Raw genomic sequence first — 15,968 nt, forward strand, 5'->3', positions numbered from 1 at the left:
ATGAATTATAATATACCGTTTGACAAAAATACACTTAATTTCTTAACAGCTTCGGCACGATGACTGATGGAATTTTTTATTTCATTACCCATTTCAGCAAAAGATTGTGTATAGTTTTCAGGAATAAATACGGGATCGTAACCAAAACCGTTTATACCTTTCTTTTCGGTAGATATGGAACCTTTTATCTCGCCTTCAAAAAGATATTCTTTTTCGTTTAAAATAAGTGCTATAACTGTACGAAAACGGGCTTTTCGGTTTGTTTTGTTATTCATTTCATATAATAGTTTTTTCATATTTGCTTCTGCATCATGTTCTGATCCGGCATACCGGGCAGAATATACGCCGGGAGCATTATTTAATGCTTCTACTTCCAATCCGGTATCGTCGGCAAAACAATCATGGCCATATTTTTCTTTAATATAACGGGCTTTTTGCAAGGCATTACCTTCTAATGTATCAGCTGTTTCAGGGATATCATCATGACAATTAATATCAGCCAGACTAACTATTTCTATATTATTATCCGTTATTTTGCGGACTTCTTCTAACTTATGTAAATTGTTGGTTGCAAAAACTAGTTTCATATATTTACAGATATAAATAAAAAAGCACTTCCATGTAGCAATATAACGTATGGAAGTGCCTTAAATTGTTTAAGATATTTGTTTTATGTTTTTATCTGATCAAATCCTTCACCGTATACTCCTCTTACTATACTTTGCGAAATGAATGCCTGATGATCTATTTCTTTCACTAACCTGAATATCGAAACAGATTCAGACTTTTTGGCTAACAAGACGACTACTTTGACGGGTTTTTTGGAATAACCTCCAACACCATCTAAAATAGTACATCCACGACCTAAATCATGAATAATGCGATCGGCTATTTCATCATATTTTTGTGAGAATATAAGAAATTGTACGGATTGCCGGTTACCATTTAAAACAAGATCGAGTATGTAATTACTTACAAACATTTCGACAAAACCAAATACAATTTTTTCTATGTCATGGAATAATAAATAAGATGAACTGATGATAATAAAGTCGCAAAACAATAAAGCACGTCCGATAGAAATATTCTTGTATTTATTGACAATTGCCCCTATTATATCCGTACCTCCTGTACTCCCGTTAGCTGAAAATACAAGTCCTAATCCTGAACCGCATAGAAATGCACCAATGATAATAGACATAAACGGTTGGTTATGCAACAAAGGGTTGCCTGCTAATAACCATTCAAAAAAGGACAATGAAGCGGATAGGGAAAATACTCCGAATATGGTTTTTACAAGGAATTTGAATCCCAGTATTTTTAAGGCGGCGATCAATAATACAATATTGATAACAAAGTATGAAGCTGATACAGGAATAAGTCCTTTTGTGGCAAAAAATATTAAAGCACAAATACCACTTACACCACCTGTTACGATTTCATTGGAAAGAATGAAAGCGTTGAAGCCGAAACCATATAATAGAGTTCCGACTATAATCATCAAGTAGTCCTGTACCGAATAGTATATTTTATTAAAATTCTTTATATTCATCAAATTACAATATTAACGATCTTTCCCGGAACTACAATTACCTTTTTGGGAGTTTTACCTTCCATCCATTTTGAAGAACTTTCATGGTTCAAAGCAGCTTTTTCTACTTCTTCACGAGGCATATCTGCCGGAAGTTCCATACTGAAACGTGCTTTTCCATTAAATGAAATAGCATAGGTAACAGAATTTTCTTTCAGATATTCTTCTTTATGTTCGGGCCATTGAGCATCACATATTGTCGTATTATGTCCTAATACATGCCATAATTCTTCCGAAATGTGAGGTGCAAACGGAGCAAGTAAGATAATAAGCGGTTCAAGAATAGCGCGTTTATTACATTTTAAACTGTTTAGTTCATTTACACAAATCATAAAGGCACTTATAGATGTGTTATAAGAGAAATGTTCAATATCAAATGTTACCTTTTTTATCAGTTTGTGCAATGACTTTAATTCTTCGGCTGTGGGCTCAGAATCGGTAACCTGCAAATTATCGGTATTTCCAAAGAACAGGAACCAAAGTTTTTTTAGAAAACGATGTACACCGTCTATACCGTTTGTATCCCAAGGTTTGGATTGTTCTAATGGACCCAGGAACATTTCATATAAACGTAAAGTGTCGGCTCCATATTTATCTACAATCATATCCGGATTTACTACATTGAACATAGATTTTGACATCTTTTCAATAGCCCATCCGCAGATATATTTATCATTTTCAAGGATAAATTCGGCATTTTTGTATTCAGGATTCCAATTGCGGAAAGCTTCAATATCCAAAACGTCGTTACTTACGATATTTACATCTACATGAATCGGAGTAACTTCGTATTGATTTTTTAAATTCAGGGAAACAAATGTGTTCGTATCTTTAATACGATATACAAAGTTTGAGCGTCCCTGGATCATACCTTGATTGATTAGTTTATTAAATGGCTCTTCTTCGCAAATGAGTCCGAGATCAAATAAAAATTTGTTCCAAAAACGGCTATAAATTAAGTGACCGGTGGCATGTTCAGTACCACCGATATATAAATCTACATTACGCCAATACTCATCTACTTGTTTATCTACTAAAGCCTTATTGTTATGTGGATCCATATAACGCAAATAATACGCTGATGAACCGGCAAATCCAGGCATTGTACATAATTCGAGAGGGAAGATGGTTTTATTGTCTATTTTTGTAGTTTCTACAATTGCTTTGTTTGCACTGTCCCATGCCCATTTGGTAGCATGCCCTAATGGAGGTTCTCCTGTTTCGGTAGGTAAAAATTTACTTACTTCCGGTAATTGTAACGGAAGAACTTCTTCGGGCAACATTTGTGGCATTCCGTCGGCATCATAGTAAACAGGGAATGGTTCTCCCCAATAACGTTGGCGACTGAAAATAGCATCGCGCAGACGGAAGTTTACTTTTATACGTCCCAGATTATTTTCTTCTACAAACTTTTTTGTTGCAGCAATAGCTTCTTTCACGGTTAATCCGTTTAGCGATAAGCTGCAATATGGCCTTACGCTGGTTTTTGGTGAGTTGCATACGATACCTTCTTTTGCATCAAAACTTTCTTCACTAACATCACATCCTTCAATTAACGGACGGATTTCGAGGCCGAAATGTTTAGCAAAAGCGTAGTCGCGGCTATCGTGAGCCGGAACGGCCATAATAGCACCTGTACCATAACCTGCCAGTACATAATCGCTGATCCAAACCGGAACGGCTTCACCTGTAAATGGATTGATAGCATAAGAACCGCTGAATACACCGGTTACCTGACGATCGGCAATGCGTTCGCGTTCGGTACGTTTCTTCGTACGATCCAGATATTCATCTACAGCTTTTTTCTGTTCCGGGGTAGTCATTTGTGCAACCAATTCGCTTTCGGGAGCTAATACCATGAAAGTAACACCAAACATCGTATCGGCACGGGTAGTAAAAATAGTAAATTCAAGATCGCTGTCTTTTACCTTGAAACGTACTTCTGTACCTTCACTGCGACCTATCCAGTTACGTTGCGTATCTTTTAATGAATCTGTCCAGTCTATCGTATCTAATCCATCTAATAAACGTTGCGCATAAGCTGATACGCGCAAACACCACTGACGCATTACTTTTTGTTCTACAGGATAACCACCGCGAATAGAAAGACCTTCGCTTACTTCATCATTAGCTAATACTGTTCCTAACTTGGGACACCAGTTTACCATTGTATCACCCAGATAGGCAATACGATAATTCATTAATATTTCTTCTTTTTCTTTTTTGCTTTTAGCTTTCCATTCATCTGCTGTAAAACTTAGTTCTTCGCTACAGGCAACATTCATACCGTCGGTTCCCACAGCCTCAAAAGCTTCAATTAATTCAGAAATAGGCCGGGCTTGTTTTTCATCATTACAATAGTAACTGTTAAACATTTGAATAAATGCCCATTGTGTCCATTTATAATAACCCGGTTCGCAGGTGCGTACTTCACGATTCCAATCATAACTAAAGCCTATTTTGTCCATTTGTTCACGATAACGGGCAATGTTATTTTTTGTGGTTACTTCCGGATGTTGTCCTGTCTGGATAGCATATTGTTCCGCAGGTAATCCATAGGCATCATATCCCATGGGATGTAATACGTTGAAACCTTGTAATCTTTTAAAACGTGAATAAATATCAGAAGCAATATAACCGAGCGGATGGCCTACATGTAACCCTGCACCGGAAGGGTAGGGGAACATATCCAATACATAATAATGACCTTTAGGTTTATTATTATCATTTTCTTTGACTTTATAAACCTCGTTGGCAATCCAGTACTCGTGCCATTTTTTCTCGATTTCTCTGAAATTGTATTCCATAATATGTTGTTGTTTATTTATCTTTTTCTGTTTGAGGTCACAAAGTTAGTTATTTTATTTATTTAATATAGCCTATCTGTGTACGTGGTTTCGTTGCAGTAGATTTTTATTTCTTTAGAAAGAATATCATTGGTAAGATAAATATGAGGTCGTTTTTTGTCAATTATACAGAAACTTATGATAACTTAGGCGGGTTATATATAAAATAACATATAAATTGAAATGCTATGAAATTTTTTATTGACACGGCCAACTTAGATCAAATAAGGGAAGCTAATGAATTAGGAGTATTGGATGGTGTGACAACTAATCCTTCGTTGATGGCCAAAGAAGGTATCAAAGGAGTAGTAAATCAACGAAAACATTATCTTCAGATATGTGAAATAGTACATGGAGATGTAAGTGCCGAAGTTATTTCTACAGATTTTGGGGAAATGGTAAAGGAAGGAGAAGAACTTGCTTCTCTTCATTCTAACATTGTGGTAAAAGTTCCTTGTATAGAAGATGGTATTAAAGCTATAAAGTATTTTAGTGAAAGGGGAATACGAACAAATTGTACATTAGTCTTTTCTGTAGGACAAGCTTTGCTTGCTGCTAAAGCGGGAGCTACTTATGTGTCTCCGTTTGTGGGCAGATTAGATGATATTGCGAGTGACGGAATAGAATTGGTTCGCAAGATTGTGGAGATGTATACTTACTATGAATATGAAACGCAAGTTCTTGCAGCTTCTATTCGAAACACTCAACATATTATTCAGTGTGTGGAAGCGGGTGCCGATGTAGCTACCTGTCCTTTGGCAGCTATTAAAGGTCTGCTGAAACATCCGCTTACGGATAGTGGATTGGCTACTTTCCTTGCTGATTATAAACGCGTAAACGGATAATAATAAATAGAATTAACCTTATTCTAAAAAATGCTACCTTTGCATTCGTAACAAATGTCTAAAAATAAATGGCAGTGGCAAAGATAGTGGAAACCCCGTTGATGAAGCAGTATTTTGATGTAAAGGCAAAACATCCGGATGCAATTCTTTTATTTCGTGTAGGCGACTTTTATGAAATGTATGGAGAAGATGCGGTTGTAGGCTCCGAAATATTGGGAATTGTACAGACAAAACGGGCTAATGGGGTTGGTCAGCATGTGGAAATGGCTGGTTTTCCTCATCATGCTTTAGATACATATCTTCCTAAATTGGTTCGTGCCGGTAAACGAGTGGCTATATGTGATCAGTTGGAAGATCCGAAAATGACTAAAAAATTGGTGAAACGTGGAGTTACCGAACTGGTAACTCCAGGCGTTTCTATCAATGACAATATTTTAAATCATAAGGAAAATAATTTTTTAGCTGCCATTCATTTTAATAAAGATGTATGTGGTATAGCATTTTTAGATATATCTACAGGTGAATTTCTTACTGCAGAAGGTACGCCGGATTATATTGATAAGTTACTGAATAATTTTTCTCCCAAAGAAGTTTTGATTGAACGGAATAATAAAAAGCATTTTGAAGAATGTTTTGGCCCTCGTTTTTTTGTTTTCGAATTAGAGGACTGGATATTTACTCAGGAAGCAGCAGAAGATCGTTTGCTTAAACATTTTGAAACGAAAAATCTGAAAGGATTTGGTGTTCAGCATTTGAGATTTGGAGTAATAGCTTCGGGAGCAATTTTGTATTATCTTGATCAAACCCAACATACACATATTTCGCATATTACCTCTCTTTCGCGTATAGAAGAAGATCGTTATGTACGATTGGATAAGTTTACAGTTCGTAGCCTTGAGTTGGCAAGTACCATGAATGATGAAGGTACAAGCTTGTTGGATGTAATTGATAAAACAGTTTCTCCTATGGGTTCACGTATGCTTCGCCGTTGGATTTTATTTCCATTGAAAGATGTAAAACCTATTCAGGAGCGCCAGGATGTAGTGGAGCATTTTTTCCGTCATCCGGATTTGAAAGAGCTATTTGATACTCAATTGGAACAAATAGGAGATTTGGAACGTATTATCTCCAAAGTAGCTGTTGGACGTGTTTCTCCGCGTGAAGTTGTTCAATTAAAAGTCGCTTTACGTGCGATTGAGCCGATTAAAGAGGCTTGTATGGGAAGTGAAGAGCCTAGTTTATGCCGTATAGGAGAACAATTGAATGCGTGTGCTCTGATTCGGAATAGAATAGAGAAAGAGATAAATAACGATCCTCCATCGTTAATTAATAAAGGAGGTATTATTGCCAAAGGTGTTAATGAAGAACTTGATGAACTTCGTTCTATTGCCTATTCGGGAAAAGATTATTTGTTGAAGATACAGCAGCGTGAGGTGGAGAAAACGGGTATACCAAGCCTTAAAATAGCCTTTAATAACGTTTTTGGCTATTATATAGAAGTGCGCAATACCCATAAGGATAAAGTACCGGCGGAATGGATCCGTAAACAGACTTTAGTAAATGCCGAGCGCTATATCACGGAAGAACTGAAAGAGTACGAAGAGAAAATACTGGGTGCGGAAGAAAAAATACTTTCATTGGAAAGTCGCCTTTTTAATGAACTGGTATTGGCATTGACAGAATATATACCGCCTATTCAGGTAAATGCAAATCTGATCGGACGGATAGATTGTTTATTATCTTTTGCAAAGGTTGCAGAATGTAATAAGTATATTCGCCCGATAGTAAATGATTCGGATGTCATTGATATCAAACAGGGACGTCATCCGGTAATTGAAAAGCAATTGCCGTTAGGAGAACCTTATATCGCAAATGATGTTTATCTGGATGATGAAAAACAACAGATCATTATTATTACGGGACCTAATATGGCCGGTAAATCAGCTTTGCTTCGCCAGACGGCATTAATAACATTAATGGCTCAGATTGGCTGTTTTGTACCTGCAGAACGTGCTTTGATCGGTATTGTTGATAAAATATTTACACGTGTGGGGGCTTCGGATAATATTTCTGTAGGTGAATCTACATTCATGGTGGAAATGAACGAAGCTGCCGATATTTTGAATAATCTTTCATCCCGTAGTTTGGTATTATTTGATGAATTGGGACGTGGTACAAGTACGTATGATGGAATTTCGATAGCATGGGCTATTGTCGAATATATTCATGAACATCCGAATACCCGTGCCAAAACTTTATTTGCTACCCATTATCATGAATTGAATGAAATGGAACGTTCTTTCAGGCGTATTAAAAACTACAATGTTTCGGTTAAGGAAGTGAGTAATAAAGTTATATTTTTACGTAAGTTGGTACCGGGTGGGAGTGAACATAGTTTTGGTATTCATGTAGCCAAAATGGCTGGTATGCCAAAAAGTATTGTTAAACGTTCCAATGAGATATTGAAACAATTGGAAACCGAAAATCGCCAGGATGGCATAAGCGGAAAACCGGTGAAAGAAATTGCTTCGGCTGCGGAAGGATACCAACTAAACTTTTTCCAATTGGATGATCCTGTTTTAAGCCAGGTGAGGGATGAGATTAAAAACTTGGATGTGAACAACCTTACCCCATTGGAAGCTTTGAATAAATTGAGCGAAATAAAGAAGATTATTACAGGGAAATAATTATGGAACAGGAATAGAAAACTGCTACAGAGACGGAATATCTGATCCGGAATTTTGCAGTAAATAGATAATATATGTTTTGTACCCGGATATAGTAGTATCTTTATCCGGGTATTTTTGAAAAGTTCCAGATTGATAAATAGTTTAATTATCTGTTATTTGTAGGAAAAAGAGAGTCCTTATTATATTTAAAATGCCAATTTGTAATTGTCAGTTTTTCTAATACTATATCTTTTCCGTTAAACAGAAATTCATATAAATATTTGTGTCCTTTTTTCCATTGGGTTTGTTCCGGTATCAGATATTTATATGATTTTTCGTTAATGATAAAAAGTATTTCTATATCCCCTTTATTAATTGTAGGATGATCAGTAGGCATGACTAATATTTTATGTTTTTCGTATAATTCATGCTTTAATGGAATAAAATGGTCTGTTCTTAAAATGGTTGATACATTAGATGAGTTGTTACAATAAGTAATATTTCCTGTTGTGACATCCAATGTTCCTTTATTGTGTAACATATTACCTCCGGCTTTATTACCGATTTGAATAGCATTAAGTTTCTGCAAACCGGAAATATTTTTATTCAGTTTGATTTGAAATTCTATCAGCGATAAAGCATGCCGCATGGAAAGTAAAACATAAGGACAATAAATGTTTACAGGTTTATGTCCTTTTGCCAGTTTTCCATACATATAGTCTTTTGTTAATGAGGCTACAGGGGAAATATAAATAGGTATGTGTGTTGCTAGATGATTATTTTGATAAGGATGATAAGCATATATTTTTAGCATTTCAGTATCTTTCAGGTAAACCTCCGGGAGAAGTTTCCATTTTATAGCCTTGTCTGTAGAATTGATGGCCAAAGCTTTCACATTTTTGAATTTACAATTTCCTGTACGTAAATCCTCTTTTTTCTCTGATGTGATGTAAAGTCCCATGGTTGAACCGGCAGAAAACTGTTCTGTAAGAGTAATAGACTTGGTCGAAAGAATTTTTGTAGTAATACAGAGCTTTTTCTGGTGCGTACCTTTGGCATAAGATGAAAGATTGTACTCATCAGAGCAACTGGTAATTATAGTCAGTAATAAGACTATTAATAATAATTTGTTCATTTTATTGGGGTTTTTCAGAACTTTTCACATTATAGTTAACATTTAAATGTGATCTATGTTTCTATCAAATAGTATGATAGACGGTTGTATATGTCGAATTGACGAATAAGAGCTTGAATAATAAGACTTCTGTTGAAATGACTTTTTGATGACATTTTGTTAAAGTATGGATTGTCATTTAATTAAATTGTGAAAATAACAAGTTTTTGGGTTGTAAATCGTAAATGTTTTGATTTTCTTGGTATAAGAACCGGCTTTGTCCAAGCTATAGTCAAATAGAAGAGTGTGTTGGCGATAAGTTGAGAGAGTGTGATAACCTAAAATTAAAAATATGGACAAAGCCGGTTTATGTAAACAACATTATTTTCCCGGAATCCAGTTGTCATTTGAAATTTTATCAAGCACTATAGATTTTCCGTCGAAAATCATTTGATATAGGTATTTATATCCTTTTTTCCACTTAGTTTCTGTAGGTATCTGATATTTATAGGTTTTATTGTTAATTATAAATAATGCTTCAATGTCTCCTTTGAGAATGGTTTCGGAGGTTGGAATTACCATCAGTTGCACCGGACTAGAAAATGTTGTTGTTAGTTCTGTCGGACAAGCTAAAGTTAATCTGGTGGAAGCGTTTATACCTGCCGAACCAGTGATTTTACCGGACACTATATCCATAGTTCCCTCGCTGTAAAAGCTTGTTCCTCCTGCTTTGTTGCCTAATTGAATGGCACTTAGCAGGTAACAATCTGTCTTTTTATTGAGCTTTACCTCAAAAGAAATAAGAGATAAGGCATGATTCATGGTTAACATAGCTATTGGAGATACGCTATTAACAGCTTTTTGCCCGGTTGCATGTGTACCATACATGTAATCATCGGTCTGGGAAGCATCCGGACAAATTTTTACAGGAATACGTGTTGCATCAAAATTGCTTTGAGACATATAAGGATAATAAGCATATACGGTTGTTTCTTCCTTATTAAGAAATATTTCAGGATCCTGTCTCCAAAACAATTTGTTGTTTTCCATGTTTGCTACTGCTTTCACATTTTTATAGTCGGTTATTTTACGATATACATTATTTACGTTACCGTCTGTTACATGCAACCCGATGACCGTTTTATCTTTGAACTCTTGTATTAAATATGGAGCTTTTGTTGTTAATACAGTTGTATAAATATTTAGTGGCTTTTCTTTGGACCCAAGACGATCTGCAGGTATCAGATTGTTGTCTTCCGAACAACTGAAAACACCTATTGCCAGGATCATAAATAATAGTAACTTTTTCATTGTTTTATTCTATTTTTGCGTAATTGTTACGAATGCAAATTTCGGGTAGTCCAGATAAAAGGGAGGAGCAATAAATATAAATTGACGATGAAATGGTATAAAAAAGAATGGTTCAAATAATCTGGAAGCTTCATATTGTCTGATTAGAGTGCAAATCAAACATTTAATGGATTAATTTGTTTAAATAGCAAGAGGGAGTTACTATTATGTTGGATAAAATTCAATTCTTATTAAGTTTGCAAATATTGGGGTTCTGCATTTTTGGAGGATTTACTTTATTGTTGAGAGCCCGTGATAACCGTGCAAAGCGTATTTTGGGATGGAGTATGTTTCTTTGGGCTTTTTTGGCAGCTGTTCGCATATCTGTGAATTTGTATGTAGATAATGCAAAAGAGGTATTTGATCCGGATATACTTTTTAGCGGCTGTTTGGTAAGTGCAAGCTTGGCTTGTTATGTGATAGAAGTTCTCCGTCCTGGTTATTTGACTTTAAGACGTATTCTTTACTTTATTAGTCCTGTTTTTACGGGAGGTCTGGCTTTTTTTATTTACAGATTGTCCGGAAGTGAAATACATGTCTATTATACATTGGAAGATGTATTTATCCATTTTAATATAGATATGGTTTTAAGGATACTACTATTATTGTTTACGCTGTTCTATATGGCTTTACCTATTTATCTTGTATTAAAATACAGCAAAGGGTTTACAAAATATTTAAGTGAGAATGTTGCCGACCCGGAAGAATATGATCTGAATTGGCTAAAGAAAATTATGTTCATATTGGTTATTTTATATGTCTTTTATTTGATTCTTTTATTAACAGACAGACCTGTATTGTATGTAATAGATAAAGCGGTACTTCTTATAGTATGGTATTATTTCTTTTATAAAGCATTATTTCTTAAAGTTATTCACTTAGATCATTCTTTTGAAAAAGGTTGGGATATTCCCTATGATGAAGAAGAGGACGACGACCAACATTCAATACTGAATAAACGTTATGTTGAAGAGGTGAATATCTGGTTTGAGAAAGAAAAACCTTATCTAAGGGAAGATTTACGCCTTACAGACCTCCAACGTGTATTTCCGATTAGCCGTTCTTATTTGTCTCAATTATTCAATAAAGAATTGGGCTGTTCATTTTCCGATTATGTAAATAGGTTCAGGGTAGAAGAGAGTAAACGTTTGCTGGAAGCCGAGCCTATGACCAGTATCCAGGAGATAGCCGAACGTTCGGGTTTTCATTCAATAAGTACCTTCAGACGTGCATTTGTAAAGAGTACGGGTGTCATGCCGTCTGAATATAGAAAGTAATTGACATGGTTGGTTTCTTTTTTACTTCTATCATATAGCATCCGGGGAACTGGTCGATTAATATCTCCGTTATGATTTTTTAGAATCATAGTTATGGTTTGATGAAATCATAACTATGAATGACTGACTAGTCCTAAATAACCGTTACGGTTATTTAGGACTAGTCAGTTTTGCCGAGCTATCAGACGTTGAATCTGAAATGCATAATGTCGCCGTCCTGTACAACGTAGTCTTTGCCTTCCACGCTCATTTTTCCGGCTTCCTTCACTGCGGCTTCCGATCCGTATGAAATATAGTCGTCGTACTTGATTACTTCTGCACGGATAAAACCTTTCTCAAAATCGGTATGGATAACACCGGCACATTGTGGGGCTTTCCATCCCTTTTCGAATGTCCAGGCACGTACTTCCTGTACACCTGCAGTCAGGTAAGTCTGTAGGTTCAACAGGTGATAGGCGGCTTTGATCAGGCGGTTAACACCCGATTCTTCCAGGCCGATTTCCTGTAAGAACATCTGGCGTTCTTCATACGTTTCGAATTCAGCTATTTCGCTCTCAATTTTGGCTGCTACTACTAGTATTTCTGCATTTTCGTCTTTTACAGCTTCGCGTACGGCCTCTACATATTTGTTACCGTTTACGGCACTGGCTTCGTCTACATTGCAAACATACATAACCGGTTTGCTGGTTAGCAAGAACAGTTCGCGGGCAATTTTCTGTTCGTCTTTAGTCTCGAAAGTGACTGTGCGGGCACTTTTGCCTTGTTCTAGTGCTTCCTTGTATTTTAGAAGTACTTCGTAGGCCTGTTTAGCCTGCTTATCGCCACCTGTTTGAGCTTGTTTCTGTACTTTTGCAATACGGCTGTCAATGGTTTCCAAATCCTTTATTTGCAGTTCGGCATCAATAATTTCCTTATCGCGTACAGGATCTACAGTACCATCTACATGTACAATATTTTCGTCGTCAAAGCAGCGCAATACATGAAGGATGGCATCAGTTTCGCGTATATTAGCCAGAAACTTGTTACCCAACCCTTCACCCTTGCTGGCTCCTTTTACGAGGCCGGCAATGTCTACGATTTCTACTGTGGTGGGAACTATCTGTTTCGGGTTGATCAGTTCCGCCAGTTTATTCAAACGTTCATCAGGAACGGTAATAACGCCTACATTCGGTTCTATTGTGCAAAACGGAAAGTTTGCCGATTGTGCTTTTGCATTTGATAAGCAGTTGAAAAGAGTAGATTTCCCTACATTGGGAAGACCTACGATACCACATTGTAATGCCATTTATTGTAATTTAATTATTTAATAATCTTGATCTGAGGCTGCAAATGTACAGATTATTTGTCAAAGTTCATCATAAGGAAAAGTGTGTTTCTTGGTGATTTGATGTAGTTTTCGTGATTGATACGAAGCACCAGCCCTGCCTGTGAGGTGTAACGAACATAGACAGGGTATTTGTATACTTATATAATTGTGTTGTTGTAATGATAATATTAATGTGCTTCCAGCCAGTTTGTGCCTTCTCCACAGTCTGCTATGAGAGGAACTTGAAGTTTGATAACACCCTCCATTTCTTCCAGTACGATTTGTTTTACTGTTTCTAATTCGTCTTTGTAGACGTTGAAGTTAAGTTCGTCATGTACCTGAAGGATCATTTTGCTTTTGAGTTTTTCTTTCTCAAAGCGGTTGAATATACGTATCATTGCTACCTTTATAATATCGGCTGCGCTTCCCTGGATAGGAGCGTTGATGGCATTTCGTTCGGCATAACCTCTGACAATAGCATTGTGAGAGGTTATGTCCGGCAAGAAACGTTTACGCTTGAAGATTGTTTCTACGTATCCTTTTTCTTTCGCATTGGCAATACTTTCATCCATGTATTCTCTTATACGGGGATAGCTCTGGAAATAACCGTCAATCAGTTCTTTTGCTTCCGCACGCGGAATGTTTAGTCTTTCTGATAGACCGAATATGGAAATTCCATAGATAATACCGAAGTTGGCTGTTTTTGCTTTGCGGCGCATATCGCTGGTAACTTCTTCAAGGGGTACTCCGTATATTTTAGCGGCCGTAGCAGCATGAATATCAGCTCCGCTGCAGAAAGCATCAATCATGTGCTGATCGTTGCTTAAATGGGCCATAATACGTAATTCGATCTGTGAATAATCGGCAGAAAAGAAAATACAGTTCGTATTATCCGCGGTAAAGGCCTTGCGGATTTCACGTCCCAACTCGTCGCGAACCGGTATGTTCTGGAGATTTGGGTTGGTGGAACTAAGGCGCCCTGTAGCTGTTACTGCCTGATTATAGGATGTATGTATTTTCCCTGATGTGGGCCTGATTAGCTCGGGTAGGGCGTCTATATAAGTACTAAGTAGCTTTTTCAGTCCCCGGTATTCAAGTAATTTACCTATGATAGGGTGCTTACCACGCATCTTTTCCAATATATCTTCGCTGGTGCTGTAGTTACCGGTTTTTGTCTTCTTTGCCTTTTCTTCTATTTTCAGATGGTCGAAAAGGATTTCTCCTACCTGACGGGCAGAGTTAATGTTGAACTTTTTGCCTGCCATTTCATATATTTCCTTTTCCAATGCTACCATGACAATAGAAAGCTCTTCCGAAGATTGCTTTAATGCGATGGTGTCTATCGTTACTCCTGTTGCTTCCATATCTGTTAATACATATATTAGAGGCATTTCTATATCGTAAAATAATGAGTCGATACCTTCCTTTTTTAGCTCGGGAGCAAAATAGTTGCGGAGTTTAAGTGTAACGTCAGCATCTTCGGCTGCGTATTCGGATATTTTGGAGAGAGGGACGTCACGCATGGATAGCTGCTTCTTGCCTCTTGTACCTATCAGTTCTTCAATGGGGATCGGTTTATATTTGAGATAGGTCTCTGCCAGATAATCCATGCCGTGGCGCAATTCCGGATTTAATAAGTAGTGGGCTATCATTGTATCGAATAACGGACCAGCTACTTTTACTCTGTATTTTCGAAGTACCAGAATATCGAATTTGATATTTTGTCCTATCTTTTGTATTTTTTCATTTTCCAGGGCAGGGGAGAAGCGGCTTACTACTTTATCAGCTTCAATGGAATTTTCCGGAACAGGGACATACCATGCCTCATTTTCTTTTACTGCGAACGACATGCCTACCAGCCCGGCGTTTAGAGGATCGATATTATCTGTTTCCGTGTCAAATGCGAAAAATTCCTGATTCTCTAAAAAGCTTGCTAAATCGTTTTGTTTTTGCTCTGTATCAGCAATATAATACTTATGGGAGATTGATCTTAAGTCTGCGAGAGTTGAATATTTTGAAGCACTCGTAGTCTCGACTTCAAATAAGCCAAAGAGATCGCCTTGAAGAGGTTGTTTTGGTAAAGGTTTTTTAACTTCTTCGGAAAGTTTGTTGATAAAGGTCCTAAATTCCAGTTCGGTGTATATTTTCGTCAGTTGTTCTACATCCGGTTTTTCGCGAATATATAGATTTGCATCAAATTGAATGGGAACATCCGTTTTAATTGTTGCCAGGAATTTTGAGAAACGAATTTGCTCTGCATTTTTTTCCACCTTTATTCTTTGTGCACCTTTTAGCTTGTCGGTATTGGCAAGCAGGTTTTCTATAGTACCAAATTCGGTAAGCAGTTTTTGGGCAGTCTTTTCTCCAACGCCCGGACATCCGGGAATATTATCCGATGTATCTCCCATGAGCCCCAGCAAATCAATGACCTGTTCAGTAGAAGTGAGCCCGTATTTATTTAACACTTCTGGCACTCCCATTATTTCGTAGTCGCCTCCAAAACGGGGACGGTACATGAAAATATGATCTTCTACCAGCTGTCCATAATCTTTGTCCGGTGTCATCATATATACATCGAAGTCTTCTTTGGCTGCTTGTTTGGCAATTGTTCCTATTACATCGTCTGCTTCATAACCGGCTACTTCCAGGATCGGGATATTGTATGCCTTGATTATATTCTTAATGATGGGCACAGACTGCTTGATTACTTCTGGCGTTTCTTCCCGTTGCGCTTTGTATTGTTCGTAAGCTTCGTGCCGGAATGTAGGTCCGTGTGGGTCGAATGCTACTGCTATATGGGTTGGGTTTTCACGCTTCAAAATATCTTCTAGACTATTTATAAAACCGAAAATAGCGGAGGTATTAACTCCCTTGGAATTAATGCGCGGAATCTTTATGAAAGCGTAATACGACCGATAAATCAATGCGTATGCATCTATGAGGAATAACTTCATTGCTTTTAACACGTTT

General features: G+C 37.0%; 10 protein-coding genes. 3 read left to right on the top strand and 7 right to left on the bottom strand.

Annotated elements, in window-relative coordinates; translation table 11 throughout:
- Nucleotides 1-5: 5 nt before the first annotated feature.
- From C4S38_RS05385 to leuS, 3 genes are all read right to left on the bottom strand, one after another.
- Nucleotides 6-587: a non-canonical purine NTP diphosphatase gene (locus tag C4S38_RS05385; RefSeq protein ID WP_103982860.1), complete on the bottom strand. Its 582-nt coding sequence runs from the start codon at nucleotides 585-587 to the stop codon at nucleotides 6-8.
- Nucleotides 588-670: 83 nt separating this feature from the next.
- Nucleotides 671-1,552 carry a YitT family protein gene (locus C4S38_RS05390; RefSeq protein WP_099464779.1) on the bottom strand — a complete coding sequence of 294 codons (882 nt, stop codon included), beginning with the start codon at nucleotides 1,550-1,552 and terminating at the stop codon, nucleotides 671-673.
- Nucleotides 1,552-4,398 carry a leucine--tRNA ligase gene (gene leuS, locus C4S38_RS05395; protein WP_103982861.1) on the bottom strand — a complete coding sequence of 949 codons (2,847 nt, stop codon included), beginning with the start codon at nucleotides 4,396-4,398 and terminating at the stop codon, nucleotides 1,552-1,554. The genes C4S38_RS05390 and leuS overlap by 1 nt, the downstream gene beginning before the upstream one ends.
- A 227-nt stretch (nucleotides 4,399-4,625) precedes the next feature.
- Here leuS and fsa point away from each other — a divergent pair, with 227 nt between their 5' ends.
- Together fsa and mutS are read left to right on the top strand one after the other, a co-directional pair.
- The gene (gene fsa, locus C4S38_RS05400; RefSeq protein ID WP_103982862.1) at nucleotides 4,626-5,282 is read left to right on the top strand and encodes a fructose-6-phosphate aldolase; all 657 of its coding nucleotides are present in this window, start codon (nucleotides 4,626-4,628) and stop codon (nucleotides 5,280-5,282) included.
- Nucleotides 5,283-5,350: 68 nt separating this feature from the next.
- On the top strand, nucleotides 5,351-7,969 hold the full coding sequence (mutS, locus tag C4S38_RS05405; RefSeq protein ID WP_234999295.1) for a DNA mismatch repair protein MutS: 2,619 nt from the start codon (nucleotides 5,351-5,353) through the stop codon (nucleotides 7,967-7,969).
- 148 nt (nucleotides 7,970-8,117) lie between these two features.
- On the opposite strand, the gene C4S38_RS05410 is transcribed toward mutS, so the two are convergent.
- Nucleotides 8,118-9,086 (bottom strand): fimbrillin family protein, encoded by a 969-nt coding sequence (locus C4S38_RS05410; RefSeq protein ID WP_103982863.1) that lies wholly within the window; start codon nucleotides 9,084-9,086, stop codon nucleotides 8,118-8,120.
- Nucleotides 9,087-9,446: 360 nt separating this feature from the next.
- On the bottom strand, nucleotides 9,447-10,376 hold the full coding sequence (locus C4S38_RS05415; RefSeq protein WP_103982864.1) for a fimbrillin family protein: 930 nt from the start codon (nucleotides 10,374-10,376) through the stop codon (nucleotides 9,447-9,449).
- A gap of 206 nt (nucleotides 10,377-10,582) precedes the next feature.
- Here C4S38_RS05415 and C4S38_RS05420 point away from each other — a divergent pair, with 206 nt between their 5' ends.
- The gene (locus C4S38_RS05420; protein ID WP_103982865.1) at nucleotides 10,583-11,692 is read left to right on the top strand and encodes an AraC family transcriptional regulator; all 1,110 of its coding nucleotides are present in this window, start codon (nucleotides 10,583-10,585) and stop codon (nucleotides 11,690-11,692) included.
- A gap of 181 nt (nucleotides 11,693-11,873) precedes the next feature.
- Here the strand turns inward: C4S38_RS05420 and ychF are convergent, their stop codons facing one another.
- Nucleotides 11,874-12,977, bottom strand: coding sequence for a redox-regulated ATPase YchF (ychF, locus tag C4S38_RS05425; protein WP_099464771.1), 1,104 nt, complete (start codon nucleotides 12,975-12,977; stop codon nucleotides 11,874-11,876).
- 209 nt (nucleotides 12,978-13,186) lie between these two features.
- Nucleotides 13,187-15,952: a DNA polymerase I gene (polA, locus tag C4S38_RS05430; RefSeq protein WP_103982866.1), complete on the bottom strand. Its 2,766-nt coding sequence runs from the start codon at nucleotides 15,950-15,952 to the stop codon at nucleotides 13,187-13,189.
- Nucleotides 15,953-15,968 lie beyond the last annotated feature (16 nt).

Source organism: Parabacteroides chinchillae (genome assembly GCF_900108035.1).
Lineage (GTDB): Bacteria > Bacteroidota > Bacteroidia > Bacteroidales > Tannerellaceae > Parabacteroides > Parabacteroides chinchillae.

What these genes read in the sequence shown, in the direction of transcription:
- C4S38_RS05390 (WP_099464779.1), bottom strand. Translation starts at nt 1,552, where the DNA reads ATGAATATAAAGAATTTTAATAAAATATACTATTCGGTACAGGACTAC.
- mutS (WP_234999295.1), top strand. Translation starts at nt 5,351, where the DNA reads ATGGCAGTGGCAAAGATAGTGGAAACCCCGTTGATGAAGCAGTATTTT.
- ychF (WP_099464771.1), bottom strand. Translation starts at nt 12,977, where the DNA reads ATGGCATTACAATGTGGTATCGTAGGTCTTCCCAATGTAGGGAAATCT.
- leuS (WP_103982861.1), bottom strand. Translation starts at nt 4,398, where the DNA reads ATGGAATACAATTTCAGAGAAATCGAGAAAAAATGGCACGAGTACTGG.
- C4S38_RS05385 (WP_103982860.1), bottom strand. Translation starts at nt 587, where the DNA reads ATGAAACTAGTTTTTGCAACCAACAATTTACATAAGTTAGAAGAAGTC.
- C4S38_RS05410 (WP_103982863.1), bottom strand. Translation starts at nt 9,086, where the DNA reads ATGAACAAATTATTATTAATAGTCTTATTACTGACTATAATTACCAGT.
- fsa (WP_103982862.1), top strand. Translation starts at nt 4,626, where the DNA reads ATGAAATTTTTTATTGACACGGCCAACTTAGATCAAATAAGGGAAGCT.
- C4S38_RS05420 (WP_103982865.1), top strand. Translation starts at nt 10,583, where the DNA reads ATGTTGGATAAAATTCAATTCTTATTAAGTTTGCAAATATTGGGGTTC.
- polA (WP_103982866.1), bottom strand. Translation starts at nt 15,952, where the DNA reads ATGAAGTTATTCCTCATAGATGCATACGCATTGATTTATCGGTCGTAT.
- C4S38_RS05415 (WP_103982864.1), bottom strand. Translation starts at nt 10,376, where the DNA reads ATGAAAAAGTTACTATTATTTATGATCCTGGCAATAGGTGTTTTCAGT.